The organism is Streptomyces sp. Ag109_O5-1, assembly GCF_003814875.1.
In the GTDB taxonomy this organism is placed as follows: Bacteria; Actinomycetota; Actinomycetes; order Streptomycetales; family Streptomycetaceae; genus Streptomyces; species Streptomyces sasae.
In genome coordinates, this window is record NZ_RKQF01000001.1 from 9,021,539 (window position 1) to 9,047,350 (window position 25,812).

Genomic DNA, 25,812 nt, shown 5'->3' on the forward strand with positions numbered 1-25,812 from the left:
GGCGGTGGCCGACGGAAGGGCGGTACGGCGGATGGCACGCGTACGGTACGGCGCTCGGACCGGGGCGGAGATCGCGGCCGCGCGCACCACGAAGCTCCCGGACGTCTGGTCCACCGGCGTGGTGGCCGTCTGGGAGACCGACCCGGACGCGGTCGCGGCCGTACTGCCGCCTCCGCTCAAGCCCTCCGGCCGGCCGCTGGCCCGCGTCAACATCAGCAAGGTCGAACTGCCCGGATACCCGCTCGGCGCGGGCTCGTTCGCGGTCACCGCCGCGCACGGCGCGGTCGAGGGCTGGTACCCGCTGGTGATGCCGATGACCCATGAGCGCGCCCTCACCGGCGGCCGCGAGGTGTTCGGCGAGCCGAAGAAGCTGGGCGAGGTGACGGTCGAGCGGACCGGCCCGGACATCCGTGCCGCCCTCGCCCGGCACGGCGTCGCCTTCGTGGAGGTGCGCGGCACGGTCGACGGCCCGCTGCCGCTGCCCGAGCCCGCCCCGAAGACCGACTTCTACTTCAAGTTCCTGCCGGCGGTCGACGGTTCCGGCTTCGACGGCGACCCGCTCCTGGTGCACTGTGTCCGCGCGGAGAAGGTCCGCCGGCTGGAGCGTGTGACGGGGGAGGTGATCCTCCGCGAGTCCGCTTACGACCCGGTCGCCGACCTCCCGGTGGTGCGTCTGCTGGACATCACCCTCGGCGAGAAGACCAGCGACCAGCGCGGCCGGGTCGTCGAACGGGTCGACGCCCAGGCCCTGTTGCCGTACGTCCACCAGCGCTACGACGACCCGCGCCAGATCCATGACGCGCCCCCGGAAGGGAGCGAGAGCTGATGGAACTCCGTGCCGGACAGGTCGCCGTCGTCACCGGCGCGGCGAGCGGGCTGGGGCTCGCGATGGCCCGGCGGTTCGCCGCCGAAGGGCTGAAGGTGGTCCTCGCCGACGTCGAGGCCGCCGCGCTGGACAAGGCCGCCGACGGCCTGCGCGCGGAGGGCGCCGACGTGCACGCGCGCGTGGTCGACGTCGGCGACCGCGAACAGGTCCAGGAACTCGCCGAGTCGGCGTACGAGACGTTCGGCGCGGTGCACGTGCTGTGCAACAACGCCGGGGTCGGCTCGGGCGCCGAGGGCCGGATGTGGGAGCACGAACCGAACGACTGGAAGTGGGCGTTCGAGGTCAATGTGTGGGGTGTCTTCCACGGCGTACAGGCATTCCTGCCCAGGATGATCAAGGCCGGTCAACCCGGTCATGTGGTCAATACGTCCTCCGGCGACGGCGGTATCGCACCGCTGCCGACGGCCTCCGTCTACGCGGTCACGAAAGCGGCCGTCGTCACGCTCACCGAGTCCCTGTACGCCCACCTGAAGGCGGAGCACGCGCGCGTGGGCGCCTCGGTGCTCTTCCCGGGGCCGCACATGCTGCGCACGGGCCTGTGGGAGTCGCACCGCAACCGGCCCGCCCGGTACGCCAAGGAGCGGCCGCGCAGGACTCCGTACCGCAGCCTCGACCAGTGGGAGGCGGCGATGCGCGCGGCGGGCAAGGAGGTCCGCTTCACGCCCGTCGAGGAGGTCGCGGAGTTCGTCGTGGCGGGCATCCGCGCGGACCGCTTCTGGCTGCTGCCGCCCGGCGGGCACAGCGACGCCCAGATCCGGGCGCGGGCCCGCTCCATGCTGGACCGGACGAACCCGTCGTACCTCGAAAGCTTCATCCTGGACTGAACAGGGGGCAGTGGTGACCGCCTACGACGACCCGTATCTGATCATCTCCTCCGACTGCCACGCCGGGCTGCCCACCGAGGAGTACCGGCCCTATCTGGACGCCCGGTTCCACCGGGACTTCGACGAGTTCCTCGCCGGGCGCGACCGCCGCCGGGAGGAGATGACCCGGCTCGGCATCCGCAACGAGGCGTTCGCCACCAAGTGGTTCGAGGACAACGAGGAGGGGCTGCGCGGGGGCTGGGACACCGCGCAGCGCCTGAAGGAGCTGGACGGCGACGGGGTGGCCGCCGAGGTGGTCTTCCCGGACGCCGACGCGGTCGACAGCCGGACCGCCGCTCCCTTCGGCGTCGGCCTCGGCCTGTCCGGCGACCAGGACCCGGAGCTGGGCATGGCGGGCGCCCAAGCCCACAACCGCTGGCTGGCCGACTTCGTGTCCGAGCACCCCGAACGGCACTGCGGGGTGGCCCTGCTGCCGGTCACGGCACCGACGGACCGTGTGGTCGCCGAGGTGTACCGCGCGAAGGAGTCCGGCCTCGGCGCCCTCATGATCCCCTCCATGTGGGTCGACAAGGAGCCCTACCACGACCGCCGTTACGACCCGGTCTGGGCCGCGGCCGCCGAGTGCGCGATGCCGGTCCTCACCCACTCCGGGGCGGCCCCGCGCCACGAGTACGGCGACCATCTCGGCATCTACGTCAGCGAGGTGACGTGGTGGCCGGCCCGTCCGCTGTGGTTCCTGCTCTGGTCCGGCGTCTTCGAACGCCATCCCGGACTGAAGTTCGGTGTCGCCGAGTCGGGCTGCTGGTGGCTGCCGAACCTGCTGTGGTTCATGGACCGCCTCTACCTCGGCGCGCACGGCGGCAAGAAACTCTCCCCCTTCGAGGAGCTGAGGCGCCCGCCGCACGAGTACCTGGACCGGCAGGTGTTCGTCTGCGCCACCAACACCAAGCGCCGGGAACTCGCCCAGCGCTACGAGATCGGCGTCGACAACATCCTCTGGGGCAGCGACTTCCCGCACCCCGAGGGCACCTGGCCCGACACGCGCGCGTGGCTGCGCCGCACCTTCCACGACATCCCGGTGACCGAGACCCGCCGGATGCTCGGCCTGGCGGCGGCCGACGTCTTCGGCTTCGACGTGGACGGCCTGACCCCGCTGGCCCGCCGTATCGGCCCCACCCCCGCCGACCTCGGCCAGCAGGCCGACCAGGCGGCGGTGGAGGCCTCCTGGGCCCGCTCGCGCGAGGTGGGCCGCCACTGGCTGACGGACAACGACTTCCCGACCCTGGGGGTGACGCGGTGACCGACCGCTACACGGTGATCTCGGCCGACTGCCACGCGGGCGCGGACCTCCTCGACTACAAGCCCTACCTGGACAAGCGCCACCACGACGACTTCGACGCCTGGGCGGCGACCTACGTCAACCCCTACGAGGACCTGCTCGCCGACTCGGCCGACCGGAACTGGAACTCCGCGCGGCGGCTCGCGGAGCTGGAGGAGGACGGGATCGTCGCGGAGGTGATCTTCCCGAACACCATCCCGCCGTTCTTCCCCTCAGGCTCCCTGATGGCCCCCGCACCGACGGCGGCCGAGTTCGAGCGGCGGTGGGCCGGCCTGCGCGCCCACAACCGCTGGCTGGCGGACTTCTGCGCCGCCGCGCCCGGCCGCCGGGCGGGTGTCTTCCAGATCCTCCTCAACGACGTGGACGAGGCCGTAAAGGAGATCCGCTGGTCGGTCACGGCGGGCCTGAAGGGCGGCCTCCTCCTGCCCGGAACGCCCCCCGGCTCGGGCCTTCCCGAACTCCACGCGCGCGTGTACGACCCGATCTGGGCCGTCTGCGCGGAACTCGGCGTGCCCGTCAACCACCACGCGGGATCGGCGTCCCCGCCGCTCGGCGACGAACCCGCCGCCCGCGCGGTCTTCATGGTGGAGACGACCTGGTTCTCGCACCGCGCGCTGTGGCACCTGATCTTCGGCGGCGCCTTCCGTCGTCACCCGGACCTGAGACTGGTCCTGACCGAACAGGGCTCGGGCTGGATCCCGGGCGTCCTGGCCATGCTGGACTACTACCACGGCCGCATGCTGGCGGCGGCGAAGGCGACGACCGCGGAGTCCAAGTTCGGAGTCGGCCTGGCGGAGTCGATGGGCGCACCGCCGTCGGCGGTGTGGCAGGACAACTGTTTCGTCGGCGCCAGCTTCATGCGTCCGCACGAGGTGCCGCTGCGCGACCGCATCGGCCTCGACAAGATCATGTGGGGCAGCGACTACCCGCACGACGAGGGGACGTATCCGTACACGAGGGAGGGCCTGCGCTTCGCCTTCGAGGGCGTCCCACGCGCGGAACTCGCGGCCATGCTGGGCGGCAACGCGGCCCGCGTCTACGGCTTCGACCTGGACCTCCTGGACCCGATCGCGGCGAAGGTGGGACCGACGGTGGCCGAGATCGCCGAGCCGTTGCCGGACCCGCCGGCGGACGCGACGAGCCCGGTGTTCGCACGGGGGGCCTCGGTACGGGTCTGGTGACGTCGGTGCGACGGAAGGACACCTCGGGGTGCGATCCTCCCTGCTGTGACGGAACCGACGCACGACAACGAGGCCCATGGGGGAGCCCTCGGCTCCCGGCTCAACTGGCTGCGGGCGGCCGTACTGGGTGCGAACGACGGCATCGTCTCGACGGCGGGGATCGTCGTGGGTGTGGCAGGGGCGACGGGCGACCGGAACGCGCTGCTGACGGCGGGCCTGGCGGGGCTGCTCGCCGGGTCGATGTCGATGGCGGCGGGCGAGTACGTGTCGGTGTCCACCCAGCGCGACTCGGAACTGGCCGCACTGGCGTTGGAGAAACGCGAACTGAAGGAGCAGCCGGAGGCGGAGCTGGAGGAGCTGACCGAGCTGCTGGAGCGGCGGGGCCTGTCGCGGGAGGTGGCCCGGGAGGCGGCCGTCCAGCTGACGGAACGGGACGCGCTGAGAGCACACGCGCGCGTGGAGCTCGGCATCGACCCGGACGAGCTGACCAACCCATGGCATGCGGCGCTCGCCAGCTTCCTGGCGTTCACGGTGGGGGCGCTCCTGCCGCTGCTGGCGATCGTGCTGCCACCCGCCGACTGGCGGCTGCCGGTGACGGTGGTGTCGGTACTGGCGGCGCTGGTCCTGACGGGATGGAGTAGCGCGCGGTCGGGCGCGGCGGCGGTGGGCCCGGCGGTCCTGCGGAACGTCGCGGGCGGGGCGCTGGCCATGGGGGTCACTTATGCGGCGGGGAGCCTGCTGGGGGCGGTCGGGGTCTGAGGGAGATCCCCGCGATGTGCCCGCTCATTGGCGGAGATGGCCAACAAGCAAGCGCATACCGCAGGAAATACTTGTGGGTAACAACCTCTAGCCCCAGCCGACCAGCGGTTCTACGGTGCCTGCATGCCGAACCTGCCCGATGTCGTGCTGTGGTCGATACCCGCCTTCGTGCTGCTCGCCGTGATCGAGGTGATCAGCTACCGCATCCATCCCGACGACGACGCCGAGGGATACGAGGCCAAGGACGCGGCCACGAGCGTCGGCATGGGACTCGGGTCGATCTTCTTCGACTTCGTCTGGAAGATCCCGATCGTCGCGATCTACACGGCGATATACGAGCTCACCCCGCTGCGCGTCCCCGTCCTGTGGTGGACGGTCCTGCTGATGCTGTTCGCACAGGACTTCTTCTACTACTGGTCCCACCGCGGCCATCATGTCATCCGCCTCCTGTGGGCCTGCCATGTCGTCCACCACTCCAGCAAGAAGTTCAACCTCACCACCGCGCTGCGCCAGCCCTGGACCTCGCTGACCGTCTGGCCGTTCTACGTCCCGCTCGTCGCCGCCGGTGTGCACCCGGCCGCGCTTGCCTTCTGCTCCTCCGCGAACCTCGTCTACCAGTTCTGGATCCACACCGAGCGCATCGACAAGATGCCCAGGTGGTTCGAGTTCGTGTTCAACACGCCGTCCCACCACCGGGTGCACCACGCCTCCCAGGGCGGCTACCTGGACCGCAACTTCGGGGGGATCCTCATCATCTGGGACCGGCTGTTCGGGTCCTGGGTGCCGGAGCTGGAGCGGCCCGTGTACGGGTTGACGAAGAACATCGACACGTTCAACCCGATCAAGGTGGCCACTCATGAGTACATGGCCATCGGCAGGGACCTGAAGGCCGCCCGCAGCTGGCGTGAGCGGGCCGGGCGGGTGTTCCGGGGGCCGGGCTGGGCGCCGGCGGCCGTCGTGGAGCAGACCGAGGAGTCAGTGGCCGCGTGAGAGCGCCCCGGGTGCTGCTGGGCGCGTTCGTCCTGGCCACGGCCGTCGACCTCGTCTCCCTCCTCGTCGGCTTCCGCGCCGGGCATCTGGCTGCCAAGCCGCTGCTCATGCCCCTGCTCGCCGCGTACGCCGCCCGCGCGGGCGGCCCGCGGCTCCTCGTCGCCGCCCTGCTGTGCGGCTGGGGCGGCGACGTCCTGCTCCTCTCCGACACCGGTCCCGCCTTCATGGCGGGCATGGCCTCCTTCGCCGCCGGACACGTCTGCTATCTCGTCCTCTTCCGCCGTCACGGCCCGCCACACGCGCGTGCGCGTCTCCTCGCCGCCGTCTACGCCGCTGCCCTCGTCACCCTGGTCGCCCTGCTGTGGCCGGACCTGCCCGCGGGCCTCCGCGTCCCCGTCGCCGGCTACAGCACGCTCCTCACCGCGACGGCGTACACCGCGGCCACCCGGCTCCGCCCGGCCGCGGCGCTCGGCGGCGCGCTCTTCATGCTCTCCGACACCCTCATCGCGACCGGCGTCGCCGACTGGCCGCAGCTGCCGAGGCCCGACTTCTGGATCATGCTCACCTATGCGGCCGCACAGTTCCTGCTGGTCCGCGGCACCCTCGACGCGCGACCGGCACCGGTCACGGCGTACCGTGAAGTGCGCTCCACCACCCCTTGAGCGCACTCACGACACCGCACGAGAAGGACCCTCGCCATGCGCGCCACCACCATCCACGCCCCGTACGACATGCGCGTGGAGGACGTACCCGAGCCCGTGGTGCAGCTGCCCACCGACGCCGTCGTACGGGTGCTGCGCGCCTGTATCTGCGGCAGCGACCTGTGGGCCTACAAGGGCGAGTCGGCCCGGCAGCCGGGCCAGCGCATCGGACACGAGTTCCTCGGCGTCGTCGAGGGCACCGGCTCCGAGGTGGGCACGGTGAAGCGCGGGGACCTCGTGGTCGCCCCCTTCATGTGGTCCGACGGCGTCTGCGACTACTGCCGCGAGGGTCTGACGACCTCCTGCGAGCACGGCGGCTTCTGGGGCGCCGTGGGCTACGACGGCGGCCAGGGCGAGGCCGTGCGCGTCCCGTTCGCCGACGGCACCCTGGTCCGGCTGCCCAAGGACGCGGCCTCCGACGACCACCTGCTGTCCGCCCTGCTGACCCTCTCCGACGTGCTCGGCACCGGCCACCACGCGGCCCTCGGCGCGGGCGTCCGTCCCGGTGCCACGGTCGCCGTCGTCGGGGACGGCGCAGTCGGTCTGTGCGCCGTGCTGGCCGCCAAGCGGCTGGGTGCCGAGCGGATCATCGCGCTCGGCCGGCACGAGGTCCGTACCGACATCGCGCGCCGCTTCGGCGCCACCGACGTCGTCGCCGAGCGCGGGGACGCGGCCGTGGAGGCCGTCCGCGCGCTCACCCGCGGTCAGGGCGCGCACTGCGTCGTCGAGGCCGTCGGCACCGAGCAGTCCATGCGGACGGCCGTCGACATCGCCCGGGACGGCGGGGCGATCGGTTTCGTCGGCGTGCCGCACGGCAGCGGCACCGGACTGGACCTCGGCGTCATGTTCGACCGGAACATCGCCCTGCGCGGCGGTGTCGCCCCGGTCCGCACCTACATCCCCGATCTGCTGCCCGACGTCCTCGACGGCACCATCGACCCGTCGCCCGTCTTCGACCTGACCGTCGGCATCGAGGGCGTGCCCGACGGCTACAAGGCGATGGACGAACGCACCGCCCTGAAGGTGCTCGTCACCAACGGCTGAATCACGGCCGGATCAACGGCTTGATCAAGAGCCTGGTCAACCTCCGGCTCAATACTTGATCAAGTCCATCTGATCGGCAGCGGCAGCGCCGTCAGCACCCCCGACACCGCGACCACCACCCCCAGCACGGCCACCTCGGCCCGCGCCGGGACGTACGCGGTGAGCGGGTCGGCCGCACGGCGCAGCCGGAACCGTGCCCACAGGGCGAGCGCGGCGACGCCGGCGACGAGGACCACCTTGGCCAGCAGGGTGCGCCCGTACGCCGTCGTCGTCAGCTGGTCCAGGATCGTGCCCGCGGGCATCCGCCGCAGCGAACTCCACACGCCCGTCGCGGTGATGGCCGCCAGCAGCACGGCGGCCACGCGCGCGTAGAGCCCGAGCAGCGCGGCCCCGGCCTCCCGGCCGCCCCACCGCCGCAGTGTGCGCAGCGCGTGCAGCAGACCGCCCGCCCACAGCGTCGCGCACGTCAGATGCACCAGCGTCAGCGCCGAGCCGAGCAACGGGCTGTGCTCCGGCGTCGGATGGGCGCGCAGCGCCTCGGCGACGGCCACCGCGGCCAGCGGCCACACCTGGGAGGCCGGGCGGCGCGAGCGGGCGCACAGCCCGGCCAGCAGAAAGGCGTTGACCTCCAGCAGCGCCAACCTGCCGTCGCGCGACCGGTACAGGCCGCCCACGTCGATGTCGGCGAGACCGTGTGGCACCAGGTTGCCCGTCGACACGACCGAGGCCAGCCCCAGCGCGGCCGCGAAACCGGCGGCGGCCGCGAACACCGCCCAGCTGTAAGGACGTTCGGCCGGGGCGTCCGGCAGCCGGCGGGCCAGCCGGTCCACGAACAGCTCGCCCGACGGCACACACAGGGCGGCGAACAGCACCCCGCGCAGCAACGCGATGCCACTCACCCCCGGCGCCGCCGCCTCCCCGGTGTCGTGCAACGCGACGGACGGCCCGAGCAGTGGCACCAGCGCGGCCAGGGCCACCAGGACCAGGACGGCGACGGCCCGGCCGGTCCCGGGACGTCCGGCGGGGCCGCGCGCGGCCACCTCGGCGGTCGGTCGTGTCACCGTCACCCCATGATCTCCACCAGCCATGACAGAACCGGGCAAGTAAAGGAAAACAGCTGACGGTACGGCAATCCACCTATTCGTACGTTTCCGGCCACACCGGAGTGCGCGGTCGTCCCTGGGCGGCTACGCCCAGCGCGCCGGATCCGAACCCCACGGCACGGGCGGTCGTGCCCAGTCCGACGGGCCGCCCATGAAGGACAACGGCGGCCGCGCGTACCGCAGTCGCCCGAGCGCGCTGTCCGTCTCGGCGAGCCAGGCATCCGGCCCCTCGTACGGCTCACCGGCCGCGGAACCCGGTTCGAGCTCCGCCGTGAGCCACCGCGCGGTGCGCGCCAGGGCCAGCCGCACGAACCTGCCGCCACCGTCGTACGACTGCTCGGTCAGCGCCCGCAGCACCCCCGCCGCCAGCAGATACCCGGTGCCGTGGTCCAGCGCCTGCGCAGGCAGCGCGCCCGGACGCTCCGCCGAACCCTCGACCTCCGCGATACCGGAGGCCACCTGGACCAGGCTGTCGAAGCCGCGCCGCCCGCCCCACGGCCCGTACGCGCCCCACGCCGACACCTGGGCCACCACCAGTCCGGGCCGCCGCCCGGCCAGCGCCTCGGGGGAGAGCCCGAACCGGTCCAGGGTGCCCGGCCGGTAGCCGGTGACCACGACGTCCGCCGCGGCCAGCAGTTCCTCGAAAGCCGCCCGGCCGGTCCTCAGGTCGAGCGTCGCCGACCGCTTCCCGAAGCCCGTGTCGGCGTGCTGGTCGGGGAGTTCGGGCAGCCATGGCGCGTCCAGGCGCAGGACGTCCGCGCCCAGCAGCCCCAGCGTGCGTGTCGCGACCGGGCCGGCCAGCACCCGGGTCAGATCCAGGACGCGCAGCCCGGCCGCGGGCAGCAGGGGAGAGGCGCCGGCGTCGAGCGGCGCGAGCACGCGCGCGTGCGCGGCGTCCAGCCTGCCCCGCTCGATCAGGGGACGCGCGGCCACCTCGACGGCCTGCTCGTGCCCGGACCACTCCTTCGGCGAGCGCAGCGCCACGGCGAGCCCGCCGGCGCCGTGGACCGCGTCCTCCACCTCCCGCGCGGGCCGCTCGGCGATCCGCGCCGCCACGTCCTCGGCCGCGGCATCCTCCGGCAGTCCCAGCGCGCTCAGCAACCGGGCCCTGTGGTGCGGGTAGTTGGCGTGTGTGCGCACCCACCCGTCGGCTGTGCGCCAGAACCGGGACAGCGGGGCGAACTGCACGGGAGCCCGCCCGTCGACCAGTACCTGCCGCTCACTGGTGAACGCGGCCGCCACGGCCCCGTCATCCACCCGGACCTCCGGCACCTCCGCCGTCCCGGTCCGCCGCGCCCCCAGTTCGGCGGCGGCCAGCGCGCACACGCCGACACATGCGCGTGCGAGCTGCCGTACCGGAAGGCGTGCTTGGAGTGTGCCCTCACGTGCCACGGTCGTGATCCGCGCGGGCAGCGACGGATCGCCGCCCAGCGCGGACCACGCGTAGTTGATTCCAGTCATGACTGCACTATGCATTATTGACTGAATCAATATGTTGAGCGCGTGCTGCGCGTGCCCTGCGCTACCGGGTCACCGCGGCCAGCGCGTCGGCCGTGCCCCAGCCGTAGAAGCCGTTGTGGTTCTTCGACCCCTGGCACACCGCGTCGATCTTGCCGTCACCGTTGATGTCGTAGGGGTCGGTGCACGGGGTGGCGGTCGCCTCGGCGTACAGCAGGGCCTTCACCAGGGCGGGGGAGGCATGCGGATGGGTTGACTTGATCAATGCGGCGACGCCGACGACATGCGGGGTCGCCATCGACGTACCCGCCATGTATCCCCACTTGCCGCCCGGCAGCGGACCCAGGATCAGACCGCTGGTTGCCGGGGGTTCCGGCTGCTGGTAGGCCGTCGCGTCGCCGCCGGGCGCGGCGATGTCGATGACCCCGAGGCCGTAGTTGGAGAAGGACGACTTGAGGCCCTTCGCGCCGGTCGCCGCGACCGTGACGACGCCCGGCAGCTGGGTCGGTATGTCGAAGCACTTGTGCGGGTCGATCACCCGGTCGCGCGGTGTGCCGTCGTTCGGCGACACCGGGTCGGTGATCGAGTCGGAGGCCAGGTCGTAGCTCTCGTTGCCGGCCGCGGCCACATTGACCGTGCCCTTCTTCTCCGCGAACAGGGAGGCCCGGGTGATGGCGTCGACGAGTGCCTTCTGGTCCGGGTCGTCGACGCAGTTGAAGTACCAGGGGTCGGTGTAATAGCTGTTGTTGGTGACGTCGATGTGGTGCTCGGCCGCCCAGACGAAACCGCAGACCACGGCCTCGGTGTAGAAGTAGCCCGCCGACGTGGCGACCTTGATGCCCGCCACCTTGACGCCCGGCGCGACACCGGTGATGCCGATCCCGTTCTTGGCGCCCGCGATCTCACCCGCCACGTGCGTGCCGTGGGGACTCTCCGTCGAACTGGGCCGCCAGGCGCCGTACGTCGTGTCCGGCTTGCCCGAGACACAGTTGGTGGACGCAGCCGCGTCGAAGTTGGGGGCGATGTCCGGGTGGGTGTCGTCCACGCCGGTGTCGATGACGGCGACGGTGACCTTCGGGCTGCCCAGGGTCACCTCGTGCGCCTTGTCGGCCTTGATGGCGGGCAGATCCCACTGCAGCGGCTCCAGCGGGTCCTGCCCGTCGGTCGCCTGTGCGTCCGCCTGCGCCACCTGCTCGGAGCTGAGCACCTGGGGCGTGCCGACGTCCGTGGTCGACTGGGCCGGGAGCGGCGCGTTGCGGGTGGCCCCGGCCGAGTCCACGCCGGGCACCTTGCGGATGAGCATGGCGAAGTCGGCGTTCGACGAGTGGACGACGATCACGCCGATCTCGTCGTACGCGATCACCACCGAGCCGCCGGCCCGCTCGATCGCTCTCTGGACGCGTTCCGACGTGCCGTGCCCGGGGCGGACGTTGACCACATAGCTGAGCGATGTCCCGTCGCCGCTGCCGGCCGACGGCGAGACGGCGGCCGCGGACGCCGAGACGTTGGGCAGGAACGCGAGGGCCGCGGCCATGGCCATGCCGAGCGGGACGGCGAGGACGCGGCGGTGGCGGGACTGGAGCACTGTCATCTGTGGGAGCCTCCGGTTCGTTCGCGAAACGGGCATGCCGTGCGGGAAGTCCTGCTGGGCGATGGTCACTTGACCGCGCGGAGCGCGTCGACGACACCGGCGCCGTAGAAGCCGTTGATGTGTTTGCCGCCCGCACAGGTGGCGTCCACGACGCCGTCGCCGTCCCCGTCGTAGGGGCCCGCCGGGCAGCCCGGGTTGTCCGCCTCGGCCTTGAGCAGGGCCTGCAGCTGGGCCGGGCCCGCGTGCGGGTGGGCGGACTTCAGCAGCGCGGCCACCGCGGCCACGTGCGGGGTCGCCATCGAGGTGCCCTGGAGGAAGCCGTACTGGTCGTTCGGCAGGGTGGACAGGATGCGGCCGTTCTTCGACGGCGTGTCCGGGATCTGGTACTTGTCGCCGCCGGGACCCGCCACGTCGATGACGCCCAGTCCGTAGCTGGAGTAGTAGGACTTGGTGTCGTTGACGCCGACCGCGCTCACGGTGACCACACCGGGCAGCTGGGTCGGCACGTCGAAGCACTCGTGCGGGTCGACCGTCCGGGGCGTGGCCGTCGAGTCGTCGGGGCTGGAGTCGTCGACGAGGGCGTGCGAGTCGAGGTCGTCGTTCGAGTTGCCCGCCGCGGCCACATTGAGTGTGCCCCTGCTCTGGGCGTACAGCTGTGCCCTGTTGACCGCGTCAACGATGGCACGTTGATCCGGGTCGTCCATGCAGTTGTACAGCCATGGATCGACGTAGTAGCTGTTGTTGGTGATCTGGATGCCGTGGTCGGCGGCGAACACGAAGGCGCAGACGACGCTCTCCGGATAGAACAGCTGCGTCGAGTCGGGCTGTGCGACGGTGATGCTCGCGACCTTCACCCCCGGTGCCACACCCGCCACGCCGATGCCGTTGCGGGCGGCGGCTATCTCACCGGCGACATGTGTGCCGTGGTAGTGCGCGGCGTCCGCCGGCCGCCAGGCGCCGTACGTCGTGTCCGCCTTGCCGCTCACGCAGTTCGCGGACTGGAAGGCGGAGAAGTTGGGGGCGATGTCCGGGTGGGTGTCGTCGACGCCGGTGTCGATGATCCCGACGGTCACCGAGCGGCTCCCCGGATTGACCGCGGCGGCCTTGTCGGCGCCGATCGCCCGCAGGTCCCACTGGTCGGCCTCAAGGGGCTCCTGACCCGTCGTCGACCTCTGCTCGACCTTCGCGGCCTCAGCCTTCGACAGGACCTGCACGGCACCCTCGTCCGTGGTCCCCGCCGCGCTCAGCGGAGCCGTCCGGGTGGCCCCCGCCGACTGCACCCCGCGCACCGCGCGCATCGCCACGCCGAAGTCCGGGTTCGCCGAGTGCACGACGATCACCCCGATCCTGTCGTACGACACGACGACCGTGCCGCCGTTGCGGGCGATCGCCCGCCGCACCGACTCGATCGTGCGGTGATCCGTCCTGGTGTTGACGACGTAGGCCAGGTTCGGCCCGTCCGCCGACCGCGCAGCCGGGGCCGTCATCGGTGCCGCGGAGGCCGTCGTCGGCAGCAGGCCGAGCGAGGCGGTCAGCGACAGGGCGACCGGGACGGCGAGCGCCAGCCCGCGTCTGGAACGCAGATGAGCCATGGGGTCTCCACATCATCCGGGACATCAACCGAAACCGAAACCGCCCAAGACGCGAGTGGCGCTTGGGCAGGTACATGACGGGTGGTGCAGGGTGAAGCTATCTCCCGCACTCGCCGGCCAGCAATGAGCAAAGGCGACTCACGCGGACGACTTCCGAAAGAACCCGGGCGTGTTGAACCCGCCCACGCGTGGCGCCGTGACCTTGAGCAGGGAGCCGCAGCAGGATCGAGGCCCCCCGTCGGTATCACTTACGGGAGTCGCTCCATTACTCCCGGTGGGTGAGCCAAGTGTCTGTGAGGTCAGAATCCGCATGTCCGTATCGCGAGGAGACTCCGTGGCTACCGAGACACCACCGCCCTCGAACACGCAGACCCGGCACCCCTCCAGCGAGGAGTTCGCCGGGGTGCAGCAGAGTCCGGAGTTCGCCGAACTGCGGCACTCCTACCGCTCCTTCGCCTTCCCGCTGACCTTCGCCTTCATCGCCTGGTACCTGCTGTACGTCCTGCTCTCCAACTACGCGGACGGGTTCATGGGCACCAAGGTCGTCGGCAACATCAACGTGGCCCTCGTCCTCGGCCTCGCCCAGTTCCTCACCACGTTCCTGATCGCCTGGTGGTACTCACGGCACGCCGCCGCCAAGCTCGACCCCAAGGCCGAGGCCATCAAGTCCCGGATGGAGGGCGGCGCATGAGCCCCGCACAGCACACCACCCTGCTCGCCGCCGGCGAGGCGAGCCAGCACCGGGCGCTGATCATCACCCTGTTCTCGGTGTTCGTCGCCGCGACCCTCGTCATCACCGTCTGGGCCGGCCGCCAGACCAAGGACGCCGCCGACTTCTACGCGGGCGGCCGCCAGTTCACCGGCTTCCAGAACGGCCTCGCCGTCTCCGGCGACTACATGTCCGCCGCGTCCTTCCTCGGCATCGCCGGCGCCATCGCCCTCTTCGGCTACGACGGCTTCCTCTACTCGATCGGCTTCCTGGTCGCCTGGCTCGTCGCGCTCCTCCTGGTCGCCGAACCGCTGCGCAACTCCGGCCGCTACACCATGGGCGACGTCCTGGCGTACCGCATGCGCCAGCGTCCCGTCCGCACGGCCGCCGGCACCTCCACGATCGTCGTCTCGATCTTCTACCTCCTCGCCCAGATGGCTGGAGCGGGCGTCCTCGTCTCCCTCCTCCTCGGCATCACCAGCGACGGCGGCAAGATCGCCATCGTCGCCCTGGTCGGCGTTCTGATGATCGTCTACGTCACCATCGGCGGCATGAAGGGCACCACCTGGGTCCAGATGGTCAAGGCCGTGCTCCTCATCGCGGGCGCCCTGCTGCTGACCCTCATGGTCCTGGCCAAGTTCAACTTCAACGTCTCCGACCTGCTCGGCAAGGCCGCCGACAACAGCGGCAAGGGATCCGCCTTCCTGGAGCCCGGCCTCAAGTACGGCGCCACCGGCACCAGCAAGCTGGACTTCCTCTCCCTCGGTATCGCCCTGGTCCTGGGCACCGCCGGCCTGCCGCACATCCTGATCCGCTTCTACACCGTGCCCACCGCGAAGGCGGCCCGGAAGTCGGTCCTCTGGGCGATCGGCCTGATCGGCACCTTCTACCTGATGACCCTCGCCCTCGGCTTCGGCGCGGCCGCGCTGATCAAACCGGACGAGATCATCGCCTCCAACAAGTCCGGCAACACCGCCGCCCCGCTGCTCGCCCTGCACCTGGGCGGCGTCGACTCCAACTGGGGCGCGATTCTGCTGGCCACCATCTCGGCGGTGGCCTTCGCGACGATCCTCGCGGTGGTCGCCGGCCTGACCCTCGCCTCGTCCTCCTCCTTCGCCCACGACATCTATGCGAACGTCATCAAGAAGGGGCAGGCCACCGAGAAGCAGGAGCTGGGCGCGGCCCGCTGGGCCACCGTCGGCATCGGCGCGGTCTCGATCGTCCTCGGCGCCCTCGCCCGCGACCTGAACGTCGCCGGCCTGGTCGCCCTCGCCTTCGCGGTCGCCGCCTCCGCCAACCTGCCGACCATCCTCTACAGCCTCTTCTGGAAGCGGTTCACCACCGCCGGGGCCCTCTGGTCGATCTACGGCGGCCTGGTCACCGCGGTCGGCCTGGTCCTCTTCTCACCGGTGGTGTCCGGCAAGGAGTCGTCGATGTTCCCGGGCGTCGACTTCCACTGGTTCCCGCTGGAGAACCCGGGCATCATCTCGATCCCGGTCGGATTCCTTCTCGGCGTCCTGGGCACTCTGTTGTCCAAGGAGGTCCCGGACACCGCGAAGTACGCAGAGCTGGAGGTGCGGTCCCTGACCGGCACCGGGGCGCACTGAACCTTCGTACGACTGGCCGCGTCGACGGGATCGTAGGGTCCTACGACGCGGCCGCGTCGTACCTCGTGGCATCGGGCCCCTCCCGTTGTCGGCGCCGTCACGTAGGCTCACAAGTGACGGCGGAGAACCGGTCAGGAACGAGGGAGGGGGCCCACAGTGCTCATCGACACATACGGCCGAGTGGCCACCGACCTGCGAGTGTCGCTGACCGACCGGTGCAATCTGCGCTGTACGTACTGCATGCCCGAGGAGGGTCTGCAGTGGCTGGCCAAGCCCGACCTGCTCACGGACGACGAGATCGTCCGCCTCATCGACATCGCCGTGCGCCTGCTGGGCATCGAGGAGGTCCGCTTCACCGGCGGCGAGCCGCTGCTGCGCCCCGGTCTGGTCGGCATCGTGGAGCGGGTGGCGGCGCTGGCCCCTCGCCCCCAGATGTCCCTGACGACCAACGGCATCGGCCTGCGCCGCACCGCGACGGCCCTGAAGGCGGCCGGCCTCGACCGGGTCAACGTCTCCCTGGACACGCTCCGCCCCGATGTCTTCAAGACCCTCACCCGCCGCGACCGCCACGGGGACGTCCTCGCCGGCCTCCAGGCCGCCCACGACGCCGGCCTCACCCCGGTCAAGGTCAACACGGTCCTGATGCCGGGCCTGAACGAGGACGAGGCCCCCGACCTGCTGGCCTGGGCGTTGGCGCACGGCTACGAGCTGCGTTTCATCGAGCAGATGCCCTTGGACGCCCAGCACGGCTGGAAGCGCGAGAGCATGGTCACGGCGGGGGACATCCTGGCCTCGCTCCGCACCCGCTTCGACCTCGCCCCCGAGGGCGCGGACGACCGTGGCTCGGCCCCGGCGGAGCGCTGGCTGGTCGACGGCGGACCGCACCGCGTCGGCGTCATCGCCTCGGTCACCCGCCCGTTCTGCGCCGCCTGCGACCGCACCCGCCTCACGGCCGACGGCCAGATACGGACCTGCCTGTTCGCCAGGGAGGAGACGGACCTGCGCGGCGCGCTGCGCTCGGGCGGCTCCGACGAGGAGATCGCCCGCATCTGGCGGCTGGCGATGTGGGGGAAGAAGGCAGGGGCGGGTCTGGACGATCCCACGTTCGTCCAGCCGGACCGGCCGATGTCCGCGATCGGAGGCTAGAGCGGCCTGCCGCTCAGTCCCCCTGCTCCTCCCACTCCCTCAACAACACGACGTCCTTCAAGAACCCCCGCACGCTCAGGAACTGCGACAGATGCTCCCGGTGCTCCTCACAGGCGAGCCAGGTCTTGCGCCGCTCCGGGGTGTGAATCTTGGGGTTGTTCCACGCGAGCACCCACTCCGCGTCGGCGTGGCACCCCTTCGCCGAACAGACAACAACGTCACTCACTGCTTCGTCTCGCACTGCTTCGTCCTGCAGAAAAGCCCCGCAAACAAGGCGACGCCGAGCAGCCACGGGGGGAGCTGCCCGGCGTCGGTCCGTCGCTCCGACGGGGGATGCGGAGCGCGTACGCAGTATGTCATGGGTCACCCTTGGCCCGGCACTGGAACAGCACGATTGATCTGAGCTTTTCTTGAGCATTGTCCGGAGCCGCCGTCCGTTTACGCAGCGTCCCCGTACTCAGACCGCCTCCGGCCGCTCGCCGCGCACCCCCGCCGCCGGATCCGCCACCACGTCTTCCGGGGCGGACTCCGTGTGCGGGTCCTCAGCGCGCGGCGGTGCGATCATCGGCCTGGTCGGGGCGATGCCGAACGTCGAGGGAAGCGAGGGCGGCCGTTCCCGGCCCGCGTTGGCGATGACGACCGCGACATAGGGGAGCAGCGCCCCGAGCACCAACGCCACGACGGCGACGTACCGTTCGACGTTCCACAACGTGGCCGCGAGGATCACCGACACGGTCCGGACACTCATCGAGATGACGTACCGACGCTGCCGGGCGCGCACATCCTCCGCCAGGCCGGTCCGGGCTCCGGTGATCCGGAACACCTGGACGTTGCCGCCGCCGCGCTGCTTCCGCATCACATTCCACCATCCGCCTGCATCGGACTCTCCCCGGCCCGTACCCTGTCCGCACCCGTTCGGGGAACCGGGCCAGGACTGATTCCACGTTACGCCGCGCCTGCGCCGCCTTCGAGACCGGGTCGCCCTCCCGCCTGCGTGAACGCCCCGCGCCGTACCGCGTACGGGCGTACCGACATGCGCCGTACGGAGGACGGACCGAGACTTGGCGTAATGCTCACGTCGAGCCGTACCAGGAGGCAGCCATGGGTTGGTTGTGGGCGATCATCGTGGGATTCGTGCTGGGCCTGATCGCGAAGGCGATCATCCCCGGCAAGCAGCACAGCCCCCTCTGGCTGACGACGATCTTCGGCATGCTGGGCGCGATCGCCGGAAACGCGATCGCCCGCGCGGTGGGCGTCGCGGCGACACCGGGCATCGACTGGACCCGTCATCTGTTCCAGCTGGTCGCCGCCATCATCATCGTGGCCCTGGGCGACATGGCGTACGTGTCGACCGTGGGCAAGCGAAGGCATCGAGTCTGAGCTGGAGCGCCCCGAACTTCAAAACGCCCCGCACCGAAGCGCCCGTCAGGGGCGCGGGGAACTGCGCGACCAGCCACGACAGACCGGCACTCCGCAACGCACCCGCACCCCTACGGCGCCTACGAACCGGCGCCTACGAACCGGCGCCTACGAACCGGCGCTTATGAACCCACGACCTCGACAGCCGCCAGGTTCTTCTTCCCCCGCCGCAGCACCAGCCACCGCCCGTGCAGCAGCTCGTCCCCGGAGGGCACCGCGTCCTCGGCGGTCACCTTCACGTTGTTCACGTAGGCCCCGCCCTCCTTCACGGTCCGCCGGGCGGCGGACTTGCTGGCCACCAGCCCGACCTCGGCGAACAGGTCGACCACCGGCCCCAGCTCGGTGACCTGGACATGCGGCACCTCGGCCAGCGCGGCGGCCAGCGTCCGATCGTCCAGCTCCGCCAGCTCACCCTGACCGAACAGCGCCTTGGACGCGGCGATCACCGCGGCCGTCTGGTCGGCCCCGTGGACGAGCGTCGTCAGCTCCTCCGCCAGCGCCCGCTGTGCGGCCCGCGCCTGCGGCCGCTCCTCCGTCTGCTTCTCCAGCTCCTCAAGCTCCTCGCGGGACTTGAAGGACAGGATCCGCAGGTAGGTTGAGATGTCCCGGTCGTCCACGTTCAGCCAGAACTGGTAGAACGCGTACGGCGTCGTCATCTCGGCGTCGAGCCAGATGGCGCCGCCCTCGGTCTTGCCGAACTTGGTGCCGTCCGCCTTGGTCATCAGCGGCGTCGCCAGCGCGTGCACGCTCGCGTGCGGCTCCAGGCGGTGGATCAGGTCCAGGCCGGCCGTGAGGTTGCCCCACTGGTCGCTGCCGCCCTGCTGGAGGGTGCAGCCGTACCGCCGGAAGAGCTGGAGGAAGTCCATGCCCTGGAGGATCTGGTAGCTGAACTCCGTGTAGCTGATGCCCTGGTCGGACTCCAGGCGGCGGGCCACGGAGTCCTTGGTCAGCATCTTGTTGACGCGGAAGTGCTTGCCGATGTCCCGCAGGAACTCGATGGCGGAGAGGCCCTCGGTCCAGTCGAGGTTGTTGACCATGACGGCCGCGTTCTCGCCCTCGAAGGACAGGAACGGCTCGATCTGGGCGCGGAGCTTGCCGACCCAGCCCGCGACCGTCTCGGGGGCGTTCAGCGTGCGCTCGGCCGTCGGGCGCGGGTCGCCGATCAGACCCGTCGCACCGCCCACCAGCGCCAGCGGCCGGTGCCCGGCCTGCTGGAGCCGGCGCACGGTGAGCACCTGCACCAGGTGTCCGACGTGCAGGGACGGCGCGGTCGGGTCGAAACCGCAATAGAACGTGACGGGACCGTCCGCGAGAGCCTTGTGCAAAGCGTCCTCGTCAGTGGACAGGGCGAACAGCCCCCGCCACTTCAGCTCGTCGACGATGTCCGTCACGGTTCTCGTATCTCCTTGGATGATCTTCGGGCAGTCGTGCGACCACCGGCTACGAGGTTATACGCCCTGACTGACAGAGCTCATATTGAAGTCGGGCACCCGCAGCGCGGGCATCGCAGCCCTAGTGAACCAGTCGCTCCACTCCCTCGGCAGCGTCTTTTCCGTGCGCCCGGCCTCCGTGGCCCGCCCCAGCAGGTCCACCGGCGACTCGTTGAACCGGAAGTTGTTCACCTGCCCGGTGACCTGACCGTTCTCCACCAGGTAGACGCCGTCCCGGGTCAGACCGGTGAGCAGCAGGGTCGCCGGGTCCACCTCGCGGATGTACCAGAGGCAGGTCAGCAGCAGCCCGCGCTCGGTGGCGGCGACCATGTCCTCCAGGGAGCGGTCCTCGCCGCCGTCCAGGATCAGGTTCCCGCCCGCCGGGGCGACCGGCAGCCCGGTGAGACCGGCACTGTGCCGGGTGGTCGTCAGGTGCTTCAGCTCGCCGCCCGAGACCCACTCGGTGGCGGTGACCGGCAGCCCGTTGTCGAAGACGGACTGGTCGCCGCCGGAGGAGTGCGCGACGACGAAGGGCGCGGACTCCAGACCCGGCTCGTTCGGGTCGGTGCGCAGGGTCAGCGGCAGATCGGTCAGCTTCTCGCCGACGCGGGTGCCGCCGCCCGGCTTGGAGAACACCGTCCGCCCCTCGGCCGCGTCCCGCCCGGACGCCGACCACAGCTGGTAGATCAGCAAATCGGCCACGGCGGTCGGCGGCAGCAGCGTCTCGTAGCGTCCGGCCGGCAGGTCCACGCGCCGCTCGGCCCAGCCGAGCCGTACGGCCAGCTCCGCGTCGAGCGCGCCCGGGTCGACGTCCTTGAAGTCCCGGGTGGACCGCCCGGCCCAGGCCGACCGGGTGCGGTCCGGGGACTTGGCGTTCAGTTCCAGCGTGCCGGTGGGCTGGTCGTGCCGCAGCCGCAGCCCGGTCGAGGTGCCCAGGTACGTCGAGACCAGCTCGTGGTTGGCGAAGCCGTACAGCTCGCGGCCGCCCGCACGCGCGCGTGCGAAGGCCTCACCGAGCGCCGGGGCGAAGTCCGCGAACACGGCGGAGGAGGTCTCTGCGGGCGCGTCCTTGAAGTCCGGCGCCTCCGGGACGCCCGTGACCAGCGGCTGGGCGTCCTCGGCGGCACCGGCGCCTCGCGCGGCGGCCTCGGCGGCCCGCACCAGCGGCTCCAGCTCGTCGGCGGTCACGGCCGAGCGGGACACCACACCCGAGGCCATGCCCTCCTTGCCGTCGACGGTGGCGACGACGGTGAGCGAACGCCCGCGCGTGACGCCGTTCGTGGTCAGCGCGTTGCCGGCCCAGCGCAGGTTGGCGGTGGAGTGCTCGTCGGCGATCACCACACAGCCGTCGGCCCGGGACAGTTCCAGGGCCCGCTCGACGATCTCGTGCGGCTTGCTGCTGCGGGCGCTCATCGACCGGCCTCCTGCGTGGTGTTGAGGATGTTGACGCCCTTGAAGAGGGCCGAGGGACAGCCGTGGGACACGGCGGCGACCTGTCCGGGCTGGGCCTTGCCGCAGTTGAAGGCGCCGCCGAGGACGTACGTCTGCGGACCGCCGACGGCCGCCATGGAGCCCCAGAAGTCGGTGGTCGTCGCCTGGTAGGCGACATCGCGCAGCTGCCCGGTGATCCGGCCGTTCTCGATCCGGAAGAACCGCTGGCCGGTGAACTGGAAGTTGTAGCGCTGCATGTCGATGGACCAGGACCGGTCGCCGACGACGTAGATCCCGCGGTCCACCCCGCCGATCAGGTCCTCCGTGGCCAGCCCGGCCGGATCCGGCTGAAGCGACACGTTGGCCATGCGCTGCACGGGCACATGCCCGGGGGAGTCGGCGTACGCGCATCCGTTGGAGCGGTCGAAGCCGGTCAGCTTCGCGATCCTGCGGTCCAGCTGGTAGCCGACGAGCGTGCCGTCCTTGACGAGGTCCCAGGACTGGCCCTCGACACCTTCGTCGTCGTACCCGATCGTCGCGAGACCGTGCTCGGCGGTGCGGTCGCCGGTGACGTTCATGAGCTCGGAGCCGTACTTCAACTTGCCGAGCTGGTCGAAGGTGGCGAAGGAGGTACCGGCGTAGGCGGCCTCGTAGCCGAGCGCGCGGTCCAGCTCGGTGGCGTGGCCGATGGACTCGTGGATGGTCAGCCACAGGTTGGACGGGTCGACGACGAGGTCGTACAGCCCCGCCTCGACACTGGGCGCCCGCATCTTCTCGGCGAGCAGCTCCGGGATCTGCTCCAGCTCGCTCTCCCAGTCCCAGCCGGTGCCGGTGAGGTACTCCCAGCCGCGCCCGACCGGCGGCGCGATGGTCCGCATCGAGTCGAACTCGCCGCTGGACTCGTCGACCGACACGGCCGTCAGCTGCGGATGCAGCCGCACCCGCTGCTGCGTGGTCACGGTGCCCGCCGTATCGGCGTAGAACTTGTTCTCGTGCACGGTGAGCAGCGAGGCGTCGACGTGATTGACCCCGTTCGCCGCCAGCAGTTGCGTGCTCCACTCCGTGAGCAGAGCCGACTTCTCCTCGTCCGGCACGGAGAACGGGTCGATCTCGTACGACGAGACCCACGTCCTCTCCGCGTGCACCGGCTCGCCGGCCAGCTCCACCCGCTCATCGGAACCGGCGGCCTTGATGACCTGCGCCGAGAGTTTCGCCATGGCCACCGCCTGTGAGGCGACCTTGGCGGCCGCGTCGAGGGTCAGGTCCACCCCCGACGCGAAGCCCCACGTACCGCCGTGCACGACCCGGACCGCGTACCCGAGGTCGGTGGTGTCCGAGGACCCGGCGGGCTTGGCGTCCCGCAGCCGCCAGGACGCGCTGCGCACCCGCTCGAACCGGAAGTCCGCGTGCGTGGCCCCGAGTGCACGCGCGCGTGCCAGCGCGGCGTCGGCCAGGGCCCTCAGTGGAAGTGCCAGAAACGACTGATCGATTTCATGGGGCACGGGTGGGAATCCCTTCGAGGTGCTTCTGTGGTGACCGTCACAGGCAGTGAATCATGTCCCGGATACGGGATTCCCGGGAAAAATTTCGGGGGCGGAGAGGGCGGCGGGAAGGCTCGTGGCCGACCGACGCGGGACACCCTCCGTGAAGTACGACCGCCGGGTACCCGACACGGCACGCAGGGCGGGTTTGCCCGCCCGCGGTCCCGGAACGGCGGACCGACCCGGCCGCCGACTGTAGAAACCCGACAGCGACACCCCCGAGCCACTGTCGGTGCCCGCTTGCCCGTGGAGATGACGGGACCGATAGGTTTTCGATGAAGCCGCCTGTCATGCCAGCTGTTCGGGCGGGTCGTCAGACCGAACGAAAGGGTGATCCGTTGAGCCGCTCGGTTCTCGTCACTGGAGGCAACCGGGGCATCGGCCTCGCCATCGCCCGCGCTTTCGCCGACAACGGCGACAAGGTCGCCATCACGTACCGCTCGGGTGAGCCGCCGGCCGTCCTCAAGGAACTGGGCTGCCTCGCCGTCAAGTGCGACATCACCGACTCCGAGCAGGTGGAGCAGGCCTACAAGGAGATCGAGGACGCGCACGGCCCGGTCGAGGTCCTGATCGCCAACGCCGGCATCACCAAGGACACGCTCCTGATGCGCATGTCCGAGGAAGACTTCACCTCGGTCGTCGACACCAACCTCACCGGCACCTTCCGCGTGGTCAAGCGCGCCAACCGCGGCATGCTGCGCGCCAAGAAGGGCCGCGTCGTCCTCATCTCCTCGGTCGTCGGCCTCTACGGCGGTCCCGGCCAGGCCAACTACGCCGCCTCCAAGGCCGCCCTGGTCGGCTTCGCGCGGTCCCTCGCCCGTGAACTGGGCTCGCGCAACATCACCTTCAACGTCGTCGCGCCCGGCTTCGTCGACACCGACATGACCAAGGTGCTCACCGACGAGCAGCGCGCCACCATCGTGTCGCAGGTGCCGCTCGGCCGGTACGCGCAGCCCGAGGAGGTCGCCGCGACGGTGCGGTTCCTCGCCTCGGACGACGCCTCGTACATCACTGGAGCCGTCATCCCTGTTGACGGCGGACTGGGAATGGGTCACTGATCACCATGAGTGGAATCCTCGAGGGCAAGCGCATCCTGATCACGGGTGTGCTGATGGAGTCCTCCATCGCCTTCCACGCGGCCAAGCTGGCCCAGGAGCAGGGCGCCGAGATCATCCTCACCGCGTTCCCGCGGCCCACGCTGACCGAGCGCATCGCCAAGAAGCTCCCCAAGCCCACCAAGGTCATCGAGCTCGACGTCACCAACGACGAGCACCTCGGCCGCCTTGCCGACCTCGTCGGCGAGGAGCTCGGCGGCCTCGACGGCGTCGTCCACTCCATCGGCTTCGCCCCCCAGGACGCGCTCGGCGGCAACTTCCTCAACACCCCGTTCGAGTCCGTCGCCACCGCCATGCACGTCTCGGCGTACTCCCTGAAGTCGCTCACCATGGCCTGCCTGCCGCTGATGCAGAACGGCGGCTCGGTGGTCGGCCTCACCTTCGACGCCCAGTACGCCTGGCCGCAGTACGACTGGATGGGCCCGGCCAAGGCCGCCCTGGAGGCCACCAGCCGCTACATCGCGCGCGACCTGGGCAAGCAGAACATCCGCTGCAACCTCATCTCGGCCGGCCCCATCGGCTCCATGGCCGCCAAGTCCATCCCGGGCTTCAGCGACCTGGCCGCGGTCTGGGACCACCGCTCCCCGCTGGAGTGGGACCTCAAGGACCCCGAGCCGGCCGGCAAGGGCATCGTCGCCCTGCTGAGCGACTGGTTCCCGAAGACCACCGGCGAGATCATCCACGTCGACGGCGGTCTGCACGCCATCGGCGCCTGACCCGCAGCGCTCAGGAGCCGGCGTTCCATTGCCGGCGCTTCGGCGTTCGACAGCCGGCGCTCAAGAGGCCCGTTCCCTTCGCAGGGGGCGGGCCTCACCCGTTCGGCCCGTCGGCCGGGCCGTCGCCGCCGCCACGGCGCACGCTGGATTACGCGTTCACCGCGACGTCCCTCCCCAGCCCGGCCGAGGAGGTCCCCTTGTGCGTCTGTCCCGCAGCGTGGCCCCTCTGACCCTGGCCCTGGCCCTCGTACTCTCCCTGCCGTACGACGCGATGTCCCACGCGCGCGTGCCGAACGGCCACAGCCCGGCGCCCGACCTGTTCGGCGCCGAGTGCCGGACCACCGTCCACGGCTCCCGTGTGGTCGCCTACTGCCACAACCCCTACGTCGACACCGACCGGGTGCAACTGCACATCGAGTGCGCCCAGTGGTGGGACATCGACACCGACGGCTCCCCGGCCGACACCGGGCCCGCGATGACCGTACGGCTCAGCGGCCGCTGCTGGAAGAACGTCCGCGCGGTGTGGATCAGCCACCAGAAGGTGGGCTGAGCCTGCCCGGACGGCACTGGAAGGGGTAGCTCGCCGCCTCCTTGGCGGCCGCGTCCGCGTCGCCCGCGCGGATCGCCTCGACCAGCCGGGCGTGGTCCATGTACGTCTCCGGCGTCAGCTCGGCGCCCACGTCGGCGCGCAGCCAGTCCCGCAGCACCTCGCCCAGGTCCGCGTACATCGCCGTCAGCACGTCGTTGTGCGAGGCGGCGACCACGGCCAGGTGGAAGGTCGCGTCCGCGGTCACGAAGGCCTCCGCCTCGCCCGTCCGCCAGGCCTGCTCGCGGCGCTCCAGGTGGGCGTCGAGCTGCCCGAGGTCCTTCTCGGTGCGCCGCGCCGCGGCCAGCCGGGCCGCCGACGACTCCAGCGTGGAGCGCAGCTCGGCGATGTGCCGGGGGTCGGCCTCGGCGAACCGGCGGTACATCACGCCCGCCAGTTCACTGGTGGCCACGACGTACGTGCCGGAGCCCTGGCGGATGTCCAGCAGGCCGTTGTGCGCCAGCGCGCGGACGGCCTCCCGGACGGTGTTGCGGGCCACCCCGAGCTGCTCGACCAGCTCCGGCTCGGTGGGGATGCGCGAGCCGACCGGCCACTCGCCCGAGGTGATCTGGTTCCGCAGCTCGGCGATGACCTGCTCGGACAGCGCCGATCGGCGCGGGTGGCTCAGAGGCATGACACACCTT

25 protein-coding genes are annotated in these 25,812 nt (G+C 70.9%); 15 read left to right on the plus strand and 10 right to left on the minus strand.

The annotated features are described in order from the left end of the window. Nucleotides 1-31 precede the first annotated feature (31 nt). The 8 genes from EDD90_RS41070 to EDD90_RS41105 all read left to right on the plus strand — a co-directional run bounded on the left by EDD90_RS41070 (nucleotide 32) and on the right by EDD90_RS41105 (nucleotide 7,724). Nucleotides 32-826 (plus strand): acetoacetate decarboxylase family protein, encoded by a 795-nt coding sequence (locus EDD90_RS41070; protein ID WP_123982168.1) that lies wholly within the window; start codon nucleotides 32-34, stop codon nucleotides 824-826. Next, complete coding sequence (locus EDD90_RS41075; protein ID WP_123978166.1) at nucleotides 826-1,710, plus strand: SDR family NAD(P)-dependent oxidoreductase; 885 nt, start codon at nucleotides 826-828, stop codon at nucleotides 1,708-1,710. The genes EDD90_RS41070 and EDD90_RS41075 overlap by 1 nt, the downstream gene beginning before the upstream one ends. Nucleotides 1,711-1,723: 13 nt before the next feature. Beyond that, on the plus strand, nucleotides 1,724-3,010 hold the full coding sequence (locus EDD90_RS41080) for an amidohydrolase family protein (RefSeq protein WP_123978167.1): 1,287 nt from the start codon (nucleotides 1,724-1,726) through the stop codon (nucleotides 3,008-3,010). After that, complete coding sequence (locus EDD90_RS41085; protein WP_123978168.1) at nucleotides 3,007-4,230, plus strand: amidohydrolase family protein; 1,224 nt, start codon at nucleotides 3,007-3,009, stop codon at nucleotides 4,228-4,230. The genes EDD90_RS41080 and EDD90_RS41085 overlap by 4 nt, the downstream gene beginning before the upstream one ends. Nucleotides 4,231-4,275: 45 nt before the next feature. After that, nucleotides 4,276-4,989, plus strand: coding sequence for a VIT family protein (locus EDD90_RS41090; RefSeq protein ID WP_123978169.1), 714 nt, complete (start codon nucleotides 4,276-4,278; stop codon nucleotides 4,987-4,989). 123 nt (nucleotides 4,990-5,112) lie between these two features. Next, nucleotides 5,113-5,979, plus strand: coding sequence for a sterol desaturase family protein (locus EDD90_RS41095; RefSeq protein WP_123978170.1), 867 nt, complete (start codon nucleotides 5,113-5,115; stop codon nucleotides 5,977-5,979). Further along, the gene (locus EDD90_RS41100) at nucleotides 5,976-6,641 is read left to right on the plus strand and encodes a lysoplasmalogenase (RefSeq protein WP_123978171.1); all 666 of its coding nucleotides are present in this window, start codon (nucleotides 5,976-5,978) and stop codon (nucleotides 6,639-6,641) included. Before EDD90_RS41095 ends, EDD90_RS41100 begins: the two co-directional genes overlap by 4 nt. A gap of 36 nt (nucleotides 6,642-6,677) precedes the next feature. Next, entirely contained in the window at nucleotides 6,678-7,724 is a 1,047-nt protein-coding gene (locus EDD90_RS41105) for a zinc-dependent alcohol dehydrogenase family protein (RefSeq protein WP_123978172.1), read from the plus strand. A gap of 59 nt (nucleotides 7,725-7,783) precedes the next feature. Here the strand turns inward: EDD90_RS41105 and EDD90_RS41110 are convergent, their stop codons facing one another. The 4 genes from EDD90_RS41110 to EDD90_RS41125 form a co-directional block, all read right to left on the minus strand. Beyond that, nucleotides 7,784-8,791 (minus strand): CopD family protein, encoded by a 1,008-nt coding sequence (locus tag EDD90_RS41110; RefSeq protein ID WP_260328449.1) that lies wholly within the window; start codon nucleotides 8,789-8,791, stop codon nucleotides 7,784-7,786. Nucleotides 8,792-8,911: 120 nt separating this feature from the next. After that, nucleotides 8,912-10,288: a CoA transferase gene (locus tag EDD90_RS41115; protein WP_123978174.1), complete on the minus strand. Its 1,377-nt coding sequence runs from the start codon at nucleotides 10,286-10,288 to the stop codon at nucleotides 8,912-8,914. Between the two features lie 61 nt (nucleotides 10,289-10,349). After that, on the minus strand, nucleotides 10,350-11,876 hold the full coding sequence (locus EDD90_RS41120; RefSeq protein ID WP_123978175.1) for a S8 family serine peptidase: 1,527 nt from the start codon (nucleotides 11,874-11,876) through the stop codon (nucleotides 10,350-10,352). 65 nt (nucleotides 11,877-11,941) lie between these two features. Next, nucleotides 11,942-13,468, minus strand: a complete 1,527-nt coding sequence (locus tag EDD90_RS41125) for a S8 family serine peptidase (RefSeq protein WP_123978176.1) — start codon at nucleotides 13,466-13,468, stop codon at nucleotides 11,942-11,944. Nucleotides 13,469-13,802: 334 nt separating this feature from the next. On the opposite strand from EDD90_RS41125, the gene EDD90_RS41130 reads away from it, so the two are divergent. The 3 genes from EDD90_RS41130 (at nucleotide 13,803) to moaA (ending at nucleotide 16,930) form a co-directional block, all read left to right on the plus strand. Next, nucleotides 13,803-14,159, plus strand: a complete 357-nt coding sequence (locus EDD90_RS41130; RefSeq protein WP_123978177.1) for a DUF485 domain-containing protein — start codon at nucleotides 13,803-13,805, stop codon at nucleotides 14,157-14,159. Beyond that, a complete protein-coding gene (locus tag EDD90_RS41135; RefSeq protein WP_123978178.1) occupies nucleotides 14,156-15,784 on the plus strand; it encodes a cation acetate symporter in 1,629 nt (542 codons plus the stop codon). Before EDD90_RS41130 ends, EDD90_RS41135 begins: the two co-directional genes overlap by 4 nt. A gap of 156 nt (nucleotides 15,785-15,940) precedes the next feature. Next, on the plus strand, nucleotides 15,941-16,930 hold the full coding sequence (moaA, locus tag EDD90_RS41140) for a GTP 3',8-cyclase MoaA (protein WP_123978179.1): 990 nt from the start codon (nucleotides 15,941-15,943) through the stop codon (nucleotides 16,928-16,930). Nucleotides 16,931-16,943: 13 nt separating this feature from the next. On the opposite strand, the gene EDD90_RS41145 is transcribed toward moaA, so the two are convergent. Then, the gene (locus EDD90_RS41145) at nucleotides 16,944-17,171 is read right to left on the minus strand and encodes a hypothetical protein (protein WP_123978180.1); all 228 of its coding nucleotides are present in this window, start codon (nucleotides 17,169-17,171) and stop codon (nucleotides 16,944-16,946) included. 216 nt (nucleotides 17,172-17,387) lie between these two features. Beyond that, on the minus strand, nucleotides 17,388-17,786 hold the full coding sequence (locus EDD90_RS41150) for a DUF3099 domain-containing protein (protein WP_123978181.1): 399 nt from the start codon (nucleotides 17,784-17,786) through the stop codon (nucleotides 17,388-17,390). Between the two features lie 245 nt (nucleotides 17,787-18,031). On the opposite strand from EDD90_RS41150, the gene EDD90_RS41155 reads away from it, so the two are divergent. Then, a complete protein-coding gene (locus tag EDD90_RS41155; RefSeq protein WP_123978182.1) occupies nucleotides 18,032-18,310 on the plus strand; it encodes a GlsB/YeaQ/YmgE family stress response membrane protein in 279 nt (92 codons plus the stop codon). 161 nt (nucleotides 18,311-18,471) lie between these two features. On the opposite strand, the gene tyrS is transcribed toward EDD90_RS41155, so the two are convergent. From tyrS to EDD90_RS41170, 3 genes are read right to left on the minus strand one after another with little or no spacing between them, the layout of a single operon-like run. Then, the gene (gene tyrS, locus EDD90_RS41160) at nucleotides 18,472-19,740 is read right to left on the minus strand and encodes a tyrosine--tRNA ligase (protein ID WP_123978183.1); all 1,269 of its coding nucleotides are present in this window, start codon (nucleotides 19,738-19,740) and stop codon (nucleotides 18,472-18,474) included. Nucleotides 19,741-19,797: 57 nt separating this feature from the next. Next, the gene (locus EDD90_RS41165) at nucleotides 19,798-21,192 is read right to left on the minus strand and encodes a metallopeptidase TldD-related protein (protein ID WP_123978184.1); all 1,395 of its coding nucleotides are present in this window, start codon (nucleotides 21,190-21,192) and stop codon (nucleotides 19,798-19,800) included. After that, nucleotides 21,189-22,712, minus strand: coding sequence for a TldD/PmbA family protein (locus EDD90_RS41170; RefSeq protein WP_123978185.1), 1,524 nt, complete (start codon nucleotides 22,710-22,712; stop codon nucleotides 21,189-21,191). Before EDD90_RS41170 ends, EDD90_RS41165 begins: the two co-directional genes overlap by 4 nt. 377 nt (nucleotides 22,713-23,089) lie before the next feature. Here EDD90_RS41170 and fabG point away from each other — a divergent pair, with 377 nt between their 5' ends. The 3 genes from fabG to EDD90_RS41185 all read left to right on the plus strand — a co-directional run bounded on the left by fabG (nucleotide 23,090) and on the right by EDD90_RS41185 (nucleotide 25,132). Next, nucleotides 23,090-23,809, plus strand: coding sequence for a 3-oxoacyl-[acyl-carrier-protein] reductase (fabG, locus tag EDD90_RS41175; RefSeq protein WP_123978186.1), 720 nt, complete (start codon nucleotides 23,090-23,092; stop codon nucleotides 23,807-23,809). Between the two features lie 5 nt (nucleotides 23,810-23,814). Further along, nucleotides 23,815-24,582: an enoyl-ACP reductase FabI gene (fabI, locus tag EDD90_RS41180; RefSeq protein ID WP_046727988.1), complete on the plus strand. Its 768-nt coding sequence runs from the start codon at nucleotides 23,815-23,817 to the stop codon at nucleotides 24,580-24,582. A 199-nt stretch (nucleotides 24,583-24,781) separates the two neighbouring features. Then, nucleotides 24,782-25,132 (plus strand): hypothetical protein, encoded by a 351-nt coding sequence (locus tag EDD90_RS41185; RefSeq protein WP_123978187.1) that lies wholly within the window; start codon nucleotides 24,782-24,784, stop codon nucleotides 25,130-25,132. On the opposite strand, the gene EDD90_RS41190 is transcribed toward EDD90_RS41185, so the two are convergent. Beyond that, entirely contained in the window at nucleotides 25,110-25,802 is a 693-nt protein-coding gene (locus EDD90_RS41190) for a FadR/GntR family transcriptional regulator (protein ID WP_123978188.1), read from the minus strand. The genes EDD90_RS41185 and EDD90_RS41190 overlap by 23 nt on opposite strands. Nucleotides 25,803-25,812 lie beyond the last annotated feature (10 nt).

What these genes read in the sequence shown, in the direction of transcription:
- EDD90_RS41115 (WP_123978174.1), bottom strand. Translation starts at nt 10,288, where the DNA reads ATGACTGGAATCAACTACGCGTGGTCCGCGCTGGGCGGCGATCCGTCG.
- EDD90_RS41155 (WP_123978182.1), top strand. Translation starts at nt 18,032, where the DNA reads ATGGGTTGGTTGTGGGCGATCATCGTGGGATTCGTGCTGGGCCTGATC.
- EDD90_RS41190 (WP_123978188.1), bottom strand. Translation starts at nt 25,802, where the DNA reads ATGCCTCTGAGCCACCCGCGCCGATCGGCGCTGTCCGAGCAGGTCATC.
- EDD90_RS41095 (WP_123978170.1), top strand. Translation starts at nt 5,113, where the DNA reads ATGCCGAACCTGCCCGATGTCGTGCTGTGGTCGATACCCGCCTTCGTG.
- EDD90_RS41075 (WP_123978166.1), top strand. Translation starts at nt 826, where the DNA reads ATGGAACTCCGTGCCGGACAGGTCGCCGTCGTCACCGGCGCGGCGAGC.
- EDD90_RS41125 (WP_123978176.1), bottom strand. Translation starts at nt 13,468, where the DNA reads ATGGCTCATCTGCGTTCCAGACGCGGGCTGGCGCTCGCCGTCCCGGTC.
- EDD90_RS41150 (WP_123978181.1), bottom strand. Translation starts at nt 17,786, where the DNA reads ATGCGGAAGCAGCGCGGCGGCGGCAACGTCCAGGTGTTCCGGATCACC.
- fabI (WP_046727988.1), top strand. Translation starts at nt 23,815, where the DNA reads ATGAGTGGAATCCTCGAGGGCAAGCGCATCCTGATCACGGGTGTGCTG.
- EDD90_RS41070 (WP_123982168.1), top strand. Translation starts at nt 32, where the DNA reads ATGGCACGCGTACGGTACGGCGCTCGGACCGGGGCGGAGATCGCGGCC.
- EDD90_RS41165 (WP_123978184.1), bottom strand. Translation starts at nt 21,192, where the DNA reads ATGAGCGCCCGCAGCAGCAAGCCGCACGAGATCGTCGAGCGGGCCCTG.
- EDD90_RS41135 (WP_123978178.1), top strand. Translation starts at nt 14,156, where the DNA reads ATGAGCCCCGCACAGCACACCACCCTGCTCGCCGCCGGCGAGGCGAGC.
- EDD90_RS41105 (WP_123978172.1), top strand. Translation starts at nt 6,678, where the DNA reads ATGCGCGCCACCACCATCCACGCCCCGTACGACATGCGCGTGGAGGAC.
- EDD90_RS41120 (WP_123978175.1), bottom strand. Translation starts at nt 11,876, where the DNA reads ATGACAGTGCTCCAGTCCCGCCACCGCCGCGTCCTCGCCGTCCCGCTC.